Origin of the sequence: Bradyrhizobium sp. HKCCYLS1011 (assembly GCF_051167795.1) — a bacterium.
GTDB lineage: Bacteria > Pseudomonadota > Alphaproteobacteria > Rhizobiales > Xanthobacteraceae > Bradyrhizobium.
In genome coordinates, this window is record NZ_JBNPTT010000004.1 from 389,807 (window position 1) to 402,807 (window position 13,001).

Consider the following 13,001-nt stretch of genomic DNA (forward strand, 5'->3'; position numbering starts at 1 on the left):
CGGATTGCATCGTCAGATGCAATCCGGGTGAGGGGGTACAGATCTGGCCACTTGCAGCGATCGCGCGTCTGCTCCTCACCCCAACCCTCTCAGCGCGAGCGAAGCTCGTCGCGGCCCCGTAAGAACGGGGAGAGGAAGCACACTGCAATCGCCGCGCGATTGTCTAAGTCGTTCTCACCGAAGCAATGATTTTGGGCGGCGTATATTGCACTTCAGGAAAGGCCGTCCGCGATTGAACCCGCATCTGTCTCACCGCGTCTAAGGCCGGATGGGGACTGGCTGACCAGTCCCGGAGGGCGCTGGGATGCGGAGAGACAGCATGACATTGCGAACGAAATGCCTGATGACATCGGGTCTTGTTCTCGTCACATTCACAGCTGCAGCGCCGGGCCGCGCCGCGGGGATGGAAGCGACATCGACAGTCGAGGCCGTCACCGTCTATCCCGACGGCGCCAGCGTCACCCGGCTCATCACGCTCGATCTGCCGGCCGGGGAGAGCGCGCTGATTGCGAAGGATTTTCCGCTTGGGCTCGACGCATCCTCGCTGCGTGTCGAAGGCGAGGCCAACACAAAGCTCGTGATCGGGTCGGTCGACACCAAGCCGCCGCGGCCGGAGCCATCGGTCAATTTGCCGGAGATCGACAAACAGATCGAGGCGCTCCGGGATCAACGCGCCGATCTCGATGGCGCAATCGCAGCCGCCACGGCGCGGCGCAAATTCGCCGAGCGTTTTGCGGACAAAGCGCCGGCAGGCCTCGGCGAGAAGGGGGAAGCTCGTCCGATTTCCGAATGGCGTGGCGCCTTTGCGGCGGTCGCGGAGGAGGTCGCCCAGGCGGACACGGCAATCCGGGATGCCGAGCGCAAGCAGCGCGACATCGATCGCGAGATCGCGAAGCTCGACGGCGAGCGCACCGCCAAGCCGCCGCGCAAGCTCGAGGTCCGCATCGACCTGTCGGCTGAGGCGGCGACGAAAGCCACCCTGCACGTGACCTATGCCGTTCGCAACGCGCGTTGGGTCCCGATTTACGATGCGCGGCTCGACACCTCGGCCCGGGATCGCAAGCCGACGCTGGAGCTGATCCGTCGCGCCGAGATCCTGCAGACCACGGGCGAGGATTGGTCCGATGTCGTAATGTCGGTCTCGACGGTGCGGACTGCACGCGGCGGCAACGCGCCCGAGCTCAGGACCTTGCTCGCACAGTATCCGTTACCGCCTGCGCCGATGCCGCAGGCCAACATGATGATGGACGCCGCCAAACCTCGTGCGCTCGCGGCGGCCCCGGCCTCGGAAGCGCGCGCCAAGCGCGCAGAGGAGCAAGAGGCCGCGGTTGAAATCAGCGCCTTCCAGACTGCGTTCCGGATTCCCGGGCGCGTCACCGTTGGCGCCAATGACGGCGCCAAGAGCCTGCGCATCTCCACCGCCACGATCACGCCTGAACTGATCATTCGCTCGGCGCCGGTGCTGGACGCGGCCGCCTATCTGGAAGCGAGCTTTGCGCAGACTGACGACGCGCCGCTGCTCCCCGGCAAGGTCTCGATCTATCGCGACGGCATGTTCGTCGGTACCGGCAAGATGGCCGCGACCGACAAGGATGAGACGGTGCGGCTTGGCTTCGGTGCCGACGACAAGGTCAAGGTGGAACGTGCGGTGCTCAAGCGCAACGAGGGCTCGGCCGGTTTGATCGTGACCACGGCGAAGACCGACGAGCGTGCCTTCAAGACGACCGTTCGCAACGGCCATGATTTCCCGGTCAAGGTCGCGATTCAGGACCAGCTGCCGGTCAGCGAGAACGAGGACATTCAGATCGAGATGCTGCCCTCGACCACGCCGCCGACCACGACCAATGTGCGCGACCGGCGAGGCGTGCTGGAATGGATGATCGACGCCAAGCCGGGCGCGGTGAAGGAGATTTCGTTTGCCTGGCGGGCGCGCTGGCCGAAGGACAAGACCATCGTGATGACGCCGTCGGGTTAGCGAGCGCACCGCCCGCGATACGCGAGCTCCCAAAAGGAAGCTGTAGGGTGGGCAAAGCGAAAGCGTGCCCACCAACAATCGGCGTTGCTCTATCGCCGCTCAATCGTAGGCCCGCGGCAGCCACGCCTCTCCCACCTTCTCATATTTGTGCTTCACTGCCGCCCAGGCGACCCGATGAGCGATGCGCTCGCGCTGCAGTGGCCCGCGTGCGGCATATTGCGTCCATGCATGATTGAAGGCCGCGCGATAGATTTCGAGCGCGTGCAACGGCAGATGCGCCCGCACCGGCGGCGGAAGGTCATCGATATCGGCATAGGGCACGATCGAGCCTCTCGACCTTCGTATTGCATGACCAAATGAAAGCACGGTGATCAAGGACCGGGCTTGATCCATGACAAATGCGGGCGGCCACGGTTTGTTAAGCGGTCAAATTGGAAAGGCTGTGCTTTCCTCGCGTTATGACAGCATGGCCCGACCCGACGAAAGAGGTCTTACATGGAATCCGATCCGTCCTCCCGCAAGCAGGCCTTTGCCATCGGCTACGTCGTCCTGGCCGGCTTCGGCATGCTGCTCATGCAATGGCTGCTGACCACCTACAACACGGTCGAGACCATCCCGTACAGCCAATTCGAGCAACTGATCGACCAGGGCAAGATCTCGGAGGTCGCGGTCGCCCAGGACACGATCCAGGGCAAGTTCAAGGACAAGCAGTCGGACGGCAAGACCGCCTTCATCACAGCGCGGGTGGACCCGCAGCTCGCCGAGAAGCTCGCGGCCAAGGGCGTCACGGTCACCGGCGTGCCGGCCGGCGGCTTCATCCAGACGCTGCTGTCCTGGGTGGTCCCGGCCTTGATGTTTTATCTGATCTGGGTGTTCCTCGGCCGCCGCGTCATGGACAAGCAGGGGTTCGGCGGCCTGATGTCGATCGGTAAGTCGCGGGCGAAGGTCTATGTCGAGACCGACACCAAGGTGACCTTTGCCGATGTCGCAGGTGTTGAGGAGGCGAAATTCGAGTTGCAGGAGGTGGTGCAATTCCTCAAGGACCCGAAGGCGTATGGCCGTCTCGGCGCGCATGTGCCGAAGGGCATTCTGCTGGTCGGCCCGCCCGGCACCGGCAAGACCCTGCTGGCGCGGGCCGTCGCGGGCGAGGCGGGCGTTGCGTTTTTCTCGATCTCCGGCTCCGAGTTCGTCGAGATGTTCGTCGGCGTCGGTGCAGCGCGTGTGCGCGATCTGTTCGAGCAGGCGCGGAAGGCCGCGCCCTGCATCATCTTCATCGACGAGCTCGATGCGCTTGGCCGCAGCCGCAGCGCCGGCGGCTCGTTCGGTGGTTATGACGAGAAGGAGCAGACGCTCAATCAGCTCTTGGCCGAGCTCGACGGCTTCGATCCGAGTTCGGGCGTGATCCTGCTCGCCGCGACCAACCGGCCGGAGATCCTCGATCCCGCGCTGCTGCGCGCCGGCCGCTTCGACCGCCAGGTGTTGGTCGATCGTCCTGACAAAAGCGGGCGGCTCGCGATCCTCAAGGTGCACGTCCGCAAGATCCAGATGGCGGCGAATGTCGATCTGGACAAGGTTGCCAGTCTGACGGCCGGCTTCACCGGCGCCGACATTGCCAACCTGATCAACGAGGCCGCCATTGCCGCCACGCGTCGCAAGGGCCACGACGTCACGTTCGAGGATTTCACGGTGGCGATCGAGCGCATGGTGGCCGGCATCGAGAAGAAGAGCCGGGTGCTGAGCCCGGCCGAGCGGCGTCGCGTCGCCTATCACGAGATGGGCCATGCGCTGGTTGCGGCCAATCTCGCCGGTGTCGATCCCGTGCAGAAGGTTTCGATCATTCCGCGCGGCGTCGGCGCGCTTGGCTATACGATGCAGCGGCCGACGGAAGATCGCTTTCTGTTGTCCGTGAGCGAGCTGAAGAACCGCATCGCAGTCCTGATGGGCGGCCGCGTTTCGGAGCAGCTGATCTTCGATGGCGACGTCTCGACCGGTGCCGCCGACGACCTGCAGCGCGCCACCGAGATCGCGATCGAGATGGTGACGAAATACGGCATGGACAAAACGGTCGGGCAGCGCACCTATGCGCCGCGCCCGCAGGCGTCGTTTCTGCAGGCGCAGGATCAGGTGGTGAGCGCCGCCGAAGAGACCGGACGCGAGATCGATCTTGCGGTGCGCGGTCTGGTCGCGGAGGGCGATGCGCGGGCGCGCACTATTCTGGAGGGCCACCGCCAGGATCTCGAACGAGGCGTCGGCCTCCTGATCGCCAAGGAGACGCTGACGGCAGACGAGTTTCCGCCGCTGCGGCCGATCGCCGAGCAGAAGCTGTCAGCGTGACGTGGTCATTGTGGCAGCCTCGGCAATCCGCGAGCCGGATGTCGCAATGCGTCGATGCACTGCGATGATTGCATGGGCGAGGCTTGCGCCCGCTTCCGCGCGGCGGAAATTTTCGTGACCGCGAAGCGGCGCTGCCTCGAAAGCTCCATTCTTCGATCGATCTAAGAGCGTAACTATCAGCCGCTGTTATCTCAGCGTGCATCGATCGCGCGCGCACCCCCGCATTTCTACCGACTCCGGCGTACAGCAACCGCTAAGGAAGCGTACCTAAGTTGAGAGCAATTGCATCGAACTTGCATCAATTTCGGAGGAGCGCCGTGCTGCTGAACAATATGAAGATCGCCCCCAAGCTTGCCATCGTGGTCGGTGTCGCACTGCTGGGGCTCGGAGCGGCCGGCACGCTTGCGAGCCATTTGATCGAAGGCGAGATGCTGAACGCACGCATCGATCAGGCCAAGGCCATCGTCGAGACCGCGCGCAACATGGCAGCGGGCCTCTGGAAGGAGGTCGAGGCCGGCAAGATGACAAAGGAAGCCGCGCTCGCCGAGTTCAGTCGTCGCGCCAATTCCATGACCTATGACAAGGGCAGCGGCTACCTGTTCGGGACGAACTACGAAGGTATCACGGTGCTTGCACCGGATCCCAAGCAGGTCGGCACCAATCGCATGGACGTGGTGACCAACGGCCGAAAGCTGTCGCAAGAGCTGATGGATGGCGTGAAGGCCAATGGCGAAATTCTTCTGACGTATGAGTATGTCCGTCCCGGACAGGAGACCCTGAGCCGCAAGATCGGCTACGCGGTCGCGGTTCCCGGCTTCAACATGTACCTCGGCACCGGCAGCTACATTGATGACATCGATGCCAAGTTGCGACCGTTGAAGTGGCTGTTGGGCCTGTCGATCCTGGGCATTGCCGTGGTCGCGGGCGGCGTCGCTTGGATGATCGGCCGCAGCATCAGCCGTCCGCTCAACCAGCTGGGCGAGCGCATGCGCGAGCTCGCCGACGGCAGGCTCGACGGCGAGATCCCGGGCCTCGGCCGCGGCGACGAGGTCGGGGCGATGGCGGAAACCGTACAGATTTTCAAGGACAACGCGCTGCGCATGCGCGAACTGGAGCAAGCCGAAGCAGCCACCCAGCAGCGCACCGCCGCCGAGCGCCGTGCAGCGATGGAAAGCCTGGCGACCGAATTCGAGCGCAGCGTGAACGGCATCGTGCGCTCGGTTGCCATGGCCGCCCAGGGCATGCAGGGCACGGCGCAGTCCATGACGACGACCGCAAGCGACGCGACGGCGCGGGCCTCGACTGTCAGTGCAGCCTCGCAGGGCGCCACCGACAAGGTCGGCACGGTGGCCGCCGCCGCCGAGGAACTGTCGAGCTCGGTTGCCGAAATCTCCCGCCAGGTGACCCGCTCGAGCGAGGTCGCGAGCAAGGCGGTCAGCGACGCCGAGCGCACCAACGCCACCGTGCAGGCGCTCTCGACCGGAGCCGAGAAGATCGGCGAGGTGATCGGCCTGATCAACAGCATCGCGGCGCAGACCAACCTGCTGGCCCTCAACGCGACCATCGAGGCGGCTCGCGCCGGAGAAGCGGGCAAAGGCTTTGCCGTGGTCGCCTCCGAGGTCAAGGCGCTGGCCAATCAGACCGCCAAGGCGACGGAAGAGATCTCGGCCCAGGTCGCGGCGATGCAGACCTCGACCGGCGACGCGGTCTCGGCGATCAGCGGCATCACCCAGACGATCGCGCAGATGAGCGAGATCACGAATTCGATCTCGAGCTCGATCGCCCAGCAGGGCGATGCGACCCGTGAGATCGCGCGCAACATCCAATCGGTGGCGGCGGGCTCGAACGAGATCAGTGCCCATATCGGCGGCGTGAGCCAGGCCGCGGTGGCGACCGGCAAGGCAGCGTCCGAGGTGCTCACCAATGCGCGGGAGCTCGAGAACCAGTCCGGCGCGCTGCGCCAAGCCGTTGACGGGTTCCTGGCCAAGGTGCGTGCGGCCTGATTGATGATTGCAATCATTGCGGGAGTTCACAGCTCCTGCAATTTTTGTTCGGAGCAAATTTGTGCCGGGGCGATGAGAGCCCGGCCATTCGTAAGGAGGTGCTAAAGGGTTTCCGTTTACCTTCACGGCAGGTCTGAATCGGGTCGTCATGCCCGTCCTCGCGTCCTTCCTTCTGGAGTGTCCCCGTGAAGCTGAACAACATGAAGATCGCCCCCAAGCTCGCCATCGTCGTGGGGATCGCGCTGATCGGCCTCTGTCTTGCCGGGACGCTCTCCGCCTATCTGATGCAGCGGGAGATGCTGAACTCCAAGATCGAGCAGATCCATGCCGTGATCGACGTCGCCCGTAGCATGGCCGCGGGCCTGCAGAAGGAGGTCGAGGCGGGGCGGATGACCAAGGAGGCGGCGCTCGCCGAGTTCGGCAGGCGGGGCAACTCGATGCGCTACGACAATGGCGACGGCTACCTGTTCGGGGCAGACATGGACGGGGTGCAGATCCTGGTGCCGGATCCGAAGCAGATCGGCGTCAACCGTCTGAACACCTCCACCAACGGCCGTTTCATCGCCCGTGAATGGCGCGACAATGTCGCGGCCAAGGGCGAGCACCTGATGTATTTCGACTACATGAAGCCGGGCACGACCCAGCCGATTCCAAAGGTGGCCTATGCGGCCGCAATTCCCTTCTTCAACATGTATGTCGGCACCGGCGTCTATATCGATGACATCGAAGCGCGCATGTGGCCGCTGAAATGGCTGCTGGGCGCTGCCGTCCTCGGCATCGCGACGATCGCCGGCGGCATTGCCTGGATGATCGGCCGCAGCATCAGCGGTCCATTGAACCTGCTCGGCACTCGGATGCGGGAAATCGCCGACGGCCGGCTTGACGGCGAGATCCCCGGCCTCAGCCGCGGCGATGAAGTCGGCGCGATGGCCGCCACGGTGCAGATCTTCAAGGACAATGCGCTGCGCATGCGCGAGCTCGAGCAGGCTGAAGCGGTCACCCAGCAGCGCACCGCCGCCGAGCGCCGTGCCGCGATGGAGAATCTGGCGGCCGAGTTCGAGCGCAGCGTCAACGGCATCGTGCGCTCGGTCGCCGCGGCCGCTCAGGGCATGCAGGGCACGGCGCAATCGATGACCGCCACCGCAAGCGAAGCCAGCGCGCGGGCCTCGACGGTGAGCACGGCATCACAGAGCGCGACCAGCAATGTCGGCACGGTGGCCGCGGCCGCCGAAGAGCTGTCGGGCTCGGTCGCAGAAATCTCCCGCCAGGTGACGCGCTCCAGCGAGATCGCCAGCCGGGCCGTGAGCGATGCCGAGCGCACCAACGCCACCGTGCAGGTGCTTTCGTCCGGCGCCGAGAAGATCGGCGAGGTGGTCGGGCTCATCAACAGCATTGCAGCCCAGACCAACCTTTTGGCGCTCAACGCGACCATCGAGGCCGCCCGCGCCGGAGAGGCCGGCAAAGGCTTTGCCGTGGTCGCCTCCGAGGTCAAGGCGCTGGCCAACCAGACCGCCAAGGCGACGGACGAGATCTCGGCGCAGGTTGCGGCGATGCAGACCTCGACCAACGACGCCGTGGCGGCGATCAACGGCATCACCCAGACCATCGCGCAGATGAGCGACATCACCAATTCGATCTCGACCTCGATTGCGCAGCAAGGCGACGCCACGCGCGAGATCGCCCGCAACATCCAGTCGGTGGCGGTCGGCTCCAACGAGATCAGCGCCCATATCGGCGGCGTGACCCAGGCGGCGGCGGCGACCGGCTCAGCCGCATCCGAGGTGCTGGCCAATGCGCGCGAGCTCGATCATCAGTCCGGCATGCTGCGGCAGGCCGTGGATGATTTCCTCACCAAGGTCCGCGCGGCGTAACTCCGATCGAGGGCGCGAAGTGAGGCGGCCGTTCGGCACCTCACTTCCTTGCGGCGCCCTGTCGCGATGCGGTGATCACGCCGGTCAAAACCAGCGCATAGCCGACCAGGTGAAACAGCTGCGGCTGCTCGCCGAGCAACAGGATCGCGAGAACCGAGCCGAACACCGGCACCAGATGCAGGAACGGCGCGGCGCGATTCGGCCCGATCAGGCTGATGCCGCGGTTGAAGAACAGATATGCGAGCGTCGACGCAAACACGACCACATAGGCCAGGGTCGAGAGCGACAGCAGATCGGGCTTGAGCACGGCGCCGGATGCATATTCCCAGGCCGCGAGCGGCAGCAGCAATACCGCGCCGGCTGCGGTGCAGAACGAGATCAGCGACAATTGATGCATGGTCGGCCGCCGTGACATCAGCGCGGAATAAAGGCCGAAGATGAAGAGCGCGGCGGCGAACATCAGGTCGCCGCGGTTGAACTGAATATTCGCAAGCGCCGCCAGATCGCCACGCAACAGGATGACCAGGACGCCGCTCAGCGAGAGCGCGATGCCGGCGAACTGCGCCGGCGTAAGCCGGACACCGAACAGCAGCAGTGACCAGAGCGCGACGAACAGCGGCGTCGATGACTGGATCAACAGCCCGTTCAGCGCTTGAGTGTACTGCATCGCCCAATAGGACAGCGCGTTGTTGAGCGCGAAACCGGTCAGGGCGAACACCAGCAGCAACGGCCAATGCGCCCGCAACACCGGCCAGTCCCGCTTCACATGGGGGCGAGCGAACGGCCATAGCATCAAAAAGGTTCCGATCCAGCGGATGCAGGACAGCGTCAAAGGCGGCACGTGGCCGGCAACGTAGCGCGCCAGAACGATATTGCCGGCCCAGAACAGCGAGGCGAGGGCGAGCAACAGATAAGGCTGGTTGTTGAGCCAGCGGAGCCGTCGGAAAGGCGGGGATAGGGCGGGCAACGGTCACAGGCCGGGAGCTTTGATAAGGCCGCAGGCTGTGCCGAATCGCGCCGGCCCGCAACCGACCGGAGTGAATTGGTGCCATGCGTGGATCCAGCGAAGGCGTACGCCAGCCTCTCGTCCGGCTGGTCGCGAATACAGGCAGGCTCTGGAAACATCCACGCGCAAGACCCACGGGCGTGGCGGCGTATCGTCCCGCAGATGCGGGTTCGTTGCAAAACGAATATTCGTTCTTTATAATCACCTGCACGATAACGGTCTGATGGTCCCCGGGCGGGCTGCGGCGCAGACCCTTGCAACGGGAGGAGCGATGCCGAAGGTGAAGGCGGAGGTGCTCGCCGCGCGGCGAGATGAAATCCTCGTGGCCGCGGAGCGGTGTTTTGCGCGACAGGGATTTCATCAGACGACGATTCAGGACGTCATCAAGGAGTCGGGGCTGAGCGCCGGCTGCATCTATGGGCATTTCACCGGCAAGGACGATCTGATCCAGGCGATCGGTGAGCGGCGGCATGCGCGCGACGCCGCGCTGCTCGACCGGGCGCAGGGGATCAGCGATCCCCTAGAGGGCTTGCGGTCGATTGCGCGGACCTCGCTGGCCGACCTGCACAGGGAGGAGGGATTGCGTAGCCGGCGCATCGCGCTGCAGCTCTGGGCCGAGGCGCTGCGCGACGAGACCGTTCATCGGCAGGTGACCAGCGGCGTTCACCGCCCGGTTGCCGAGATCGTCAAGCTGCTGCGGCGGGGGCAGCGCGGCGGCCAGATCGATCCGGCGCTCAACCCGCGCGGCATCGCCCGCAGCATGGTCGCGATGTTTCAGGGCTTTGTGTTGCAGCGCCTGTGGGGCGAGCCGTTCTCGACCGCCGAAGCAATGGCCGCCTTCGAACTGTTTCTGTCGAGTCTCGTGGTGAAGGGCGCAAGATGAACCTGACCGACTTTCTCGGCGGTGTGGGAACGGGGCTTGCGGGCGGCCTCATGTCGGGGCTGTTTGGTGTCAGTCCCGGCGGCGGGCTTGTCGTGCTCTCGGTGTTCCTGCTCGGGGCAGAGCAGCACGTCGCGCAGGGCATTTCGCTGGTGGCACAGGTCCCACCCACCAGCGCGTGGGGCATCGGACGCTACTGGGCGGCGGGTGAACGCGCGCCGCTGCGCTGGCTGGTCCTGCTTGCGGTCGGATTTCTCGTCGGAGGTGCTGCCGGCGCGCTCGCCGCCAATCTCGCGGCTGCTGCAACCTTGCAATGGTCCTACGTAGCCTATCTGGCCGTGCTCGACGTGATGCTGATCATGCGCGGGCGCGGCCGGCAGAGCCCAGGCGAAGCAGCCGGCAAATCGCGCGAACTGCACGGGGGCGCCCTGCTGGCCGTCGGACTGCTCGCCGGATTGTCCTCCGGCTTCCTGGGTATTGGCGGCGGGCTTGCAACCGTCATCGGGCTCGGCGTCGTGCTCGGCGTGCCGCAGCATCAGGCTCAGATGATCAGTCTCATGCTGTCGCTGGTGCCGACTACTATCCCTTCTGCCTGGGTCTATTGGAGAAGCGGCGCAATGGCGTCATGGCCGACGCTCGCCGGCGTCATTCTTGGCCTCATCGTCGGCACAGACCTCGGTGCGCGGCTCGCCACCCGCATCACTCCTGTGGTGCTGAAGCGCTCGCTGATCCTGTTCCTGTCCTTGATGGTCATCGGCATGGCATTCAAGGCGCTGGCGTAACGGCATCCGAAGCGCAAGGCCAATCAAGTGTCGCGGATCCGAAGCCGACGCATTTTCGGCAATCGCCAAATTTTCAGGTCTGCGGACCCGAGAGCGAGATCTCGCGCTCGGCGCGGAACACGTTGCTGTAGAGATTGGCGATCCACTGCCGGCCCACGGACGTGACGTTGAGGTAGCGGATCGCGGTCTGCACATGCGGTGCGACGCTGTTCCAATAGAACTGCGGATAGAGATTGACGAGGTCGGCCGGCGAGGAATAGCCGAGCTGGCGATTCATGCCGGTCTCCTCGAACTCGTAATAGAGCGCGTTGGCTTTGCGGATATAGTTGGGATCGCCGAGCTGGCCGATCAGGTCGGCCGCGCGCAGGATGGCGGCATCATCGTCGCTGGATTCGGTGCCGTCCGGCAGGCTGCAGGGAAAGCGCGTGCCCTCGATCGCCTCGGCGATGCGAGCCTTGTCGAGCTGCGCGATGCCCTCGATCCGCTCCATCACGAACATCTTGGAACGATCGACATGGTAGGCCATCAGGCCCGCATCCGAGGAGCCGCGCGGCAAGGTGATCTTGCTACCGCCATCGTCGATCACATAGCCGTCCTCGTCGTCGGCCATGAACAGGCCGCGAACGTAGCCGATGTCGTGGGTCAGGCAGGCGATGATGATATGGGCGTAGTCCTCGGCGGGCATGTGGCTGTGCAGCGCCCGGCCGCGCAGGATCTCATGGCCTGCCAGGGTCACCAGCATGGTGTGTTCGACATTGTGGTAGAGCGCATCGCTGTTGCCGATGCATTCGATCGCGATGCGGGCGATCGAGGGCACCATCTCGACGAGCGCCGCCTGCGACGACCCAAAGCGGCGGCGCATATAGGTGGCGATGAATTTGCCCAGCGCATCGGCCGCCAATTCCGGAACGGTCATCATCTCCGCTACTCCGAAAGCACCGGCTGGACCGTCGGATCAGACGCAGCCGGTTCCATCCAGCATAGCGCGGGGTTGTGACAGCATCTACAGGGATTGGGCGGCTTGTGGACGGACTAGCTTGCCTGCTTCCGCGAAGCGGCGAAGACGCCGGCGAGCACCAGCGCAAAGCCAAGGACATGGAAAATCTGCGGCTGTTCGCCGAGAAAGACGAAGGCCATGATCGAGCCGAACACCGGCACCACGTGGAAGAAGGGGGCTGCCCGGTTGGCGCCGATCAGGAGTACGCCGCGGTTGAAGCAGAGATAGGCAATCGTGGACGGGAAGATCGCGACATAGACCAGCGACAGCAGATTCTTGGTGTCCAGTGCCATGACGGGACGGGTATGAATCTCCCAGACCAGCAACGGAATCAGGCTGGCGGCGCCGCAGCCAAAGGTGAAGGTGACGAACGACAGGCCGTGCATCGGCGGCCGCTTCAGCGTCAGGACCGAATAGAGCCCGAAGATCGCCAGCGCCACGAGGAAGATCAGATCGCCTTTGTTGAAGGTGATCTGCGAGATCGCGGTCAAGTCCCCGCGGGTCAGGATCGTCAATACGCCGACCGTCGACAGCGCAATGCCGGCTGCCTGCGCCACGGTCAGATGGACGCGGAGCAGCACAAGCGACCACACCGCCACGATCAGCGGACCGGCGGACTGCAGCAGCAACGTATTCAGCGCCTCGGTATATTCGAGAGACCAGTATTGCAGCGTGTTGAAGGCGCCGATGCCGGTGATCGACAGCACGATCATCAGGCCGAGGTGGGACCTTATCGCCGGCCAGTCCGCACGCAGCTGTCGCCAGGTGAACGGCAGAATGATGAGGAACGCGAGCGACCAGCGCAGGAACGACAAGGTCACCGGCGGAATATGGCCGGCAGCAAGCCGCCCGACGATCGCATTGCCGGCCCAGCACAGCGCGGTGATGCTGAGCAGCAAATAGGGCTGGTTGGCGATCCAGGCACGCGCAGGCGCACCAGTGGATGCGGTGGGATCGGCGGCGGACATGGTCAGGTCTGAAGCCCGGTTCGATATGCCGCGGCCCTCTGGCCCGACCGTCGTCGAGCGCAATTCCTCCCCGGCTCGGATCAAAGACACCAATTGCAAATGCCCATCAAGGGGGCAGATGCATCGCAACTATGCAGCGAACGCCCGCCTCAAGCATGATCCGGAAAAGGGCGAAGCGGTTTTCC

General features: G+C 64.6%; 10 protein-coding genes. 6 read left to right on the forward strand and 4 right to left on the reverse strand.

The genetic code is table 11. The features are described from left to right. Positions 1-319 precede the first annotated feature (319 nt). Positions 320-1,975: a mucoidy inhibitor MuiA family protein gene (locus ACQR1W_RS14850; protein WP_434851460.1), complete on the forward strand. Its 1,656-nt coding sequence runs from the start codon at positions 320-322 to the stop codon at positions 1,973-1,975. A 99-nt stretch (positions 1,976-2,074) separates the two neighbouring features. On the opposite strand, the gene ACQR1W_RS14855 is transcribed toward ACQR1W_RS14850, so the two are convergent. Further along, positions 2,075-2,296, reverse strand: a complete 222-nt coding sequence (locus ACQR1W_RS14855; RefSeq protein WP_434851461.1) for a ChaB family protein — start codon at positions 2,294-2,296, stop codon at positions 2,075-2,077. A gap of 174 nt (positions 2,297-2,470) precedes the next feature. On the opposite strand from ACQR1W_RS14855, the gene ftsH reads away from it, so the two are divergent. The 3 genes from ftsH (at position 2,471) to ACQR1W_RS14870 (ending at position 8,183) form a co-directional block, all read left to right on the forward strand. Continuing rightward, positions 2,471-4,309: an ATP-dependent zinc metalloprotease FtsH gene (ftsH, locus tag ACQR1W_RS14860; RefSeq protein ID WP_434851462.1), complete on the forward strand. Its 1,839-nt coding sequence runs from the start codon at positions 2,471-2,473 to the stop codon at positions 4,307-4,309. A 317-nt stretch (positions 4,310-4,626) separates the two neighbouring features. Then, a complete protein-coding gene (locus ACQR1W_RS14865; protein WP_434851463.1) occupies positions 4,627-6,312 on the forward strand; it encodes a methyl-accepting chemotaxis protein in 1,686 nt (561 codons plus the stop codon). 185 nt (positions 6,313-6,497) lie between these two features. Next, positions 6,498-8,183: a methyl-accepting chemotaxis protein gene (locus ACQR1W_RS14870; RefSeq protein WP_434851464.1), complete on the forward strand. Its 1,686-nt coding sequence runs from the start codon at positions 6,498-6,500 to the stop codon at positions 8,181-8,183. 40 nt (positions 8,184-8,223) lie between these two features. Here the strand turns inward: ACQR1W_RS14870 and ACQR1W_RS14875 are convergent, their stop codons facing one another. Next, the gene (locus tag ACQR1W_RS14875; RefSeq protein ID WP_434851465.1) at positions 8,224-9,150 is read right to left on the reverse strand and encodes a DMT family transporter; all 927 of its coding nucleotides are present in this window, start codon (positions 9,148-9,150) and stop codon (positions 8,224-8,226) included. A gap of 331 nt (positions 9,151-9,481) precedes the next feature. Between ACQR1W_RS14875 and ACQR1W_RS14880 the strand changes: the two genes are divergently transcribed. Both ACQR1W_RS14880 and ACQR1W_RS14885 read left to right on the forward strand, forming a co-directional pair. Further along, positions 9,482-10,072, forward strand: coding sequence for a TetR/AcrR family transcriptional regulator (locus ACQR1W_RS14880; RefSeq protein ID WP_434851466.1), 591 nt, complete (start codon positions 9,482-9,484; stop codon positions 10,070-10,072). After that, positions 10,069-10,851, forward strand: coding sequence for a sulfite exporter TauE/SafE family protein (locus ACQR1W_RS14885; protein ID WP_434851467.1), 783 nt, complete (start codon positions 10,069-10,071; stop codon positions 10,849-10,851). The genes ACQR1W_RS14880 and ACQR1W_RS14885 overlap by 4 nt, the downstream gene beginning before the upstream one ends. A gap of 73 nt (positions 10,852-10,924) precedes the next feature. Here the strand turns inward: ACQR1W_RS14885 and ACQR1W_RS14890 are convergent, their stop codons facing one another. Both ACQR1W_RS14890 and ACQR1W_RS14895 read right to left on the reverse strand, forming a co-directional pair. Beyond that, positions 10,925-11,770, reverse strand: a complete 846-nt coding sequence (locus ACQR1W_RS14890; protein WP_434851468.1) for a metal-dependent phosphohydrolase — start codon at positions 11,768-11,770, stop codon at positions 10,925-10,927. Between the two features lie 113 nt (positions 11,771-11,883). Further along, positions 11,884-12,816 carry a DMT family transporter gene (locus tag ACQR1W_RS14895; RefSeq protein ID WP_434851469.1) on the reverse strand — a complete coding sequence of 311 codons (933 nt, stop codon included), beginning with the start codon at positions 12,814-12,816 and terminating at the stop codon, positions 11,884-11,886. Positions 12,817-13,001 lie beyond the last annotated feature (185 nt).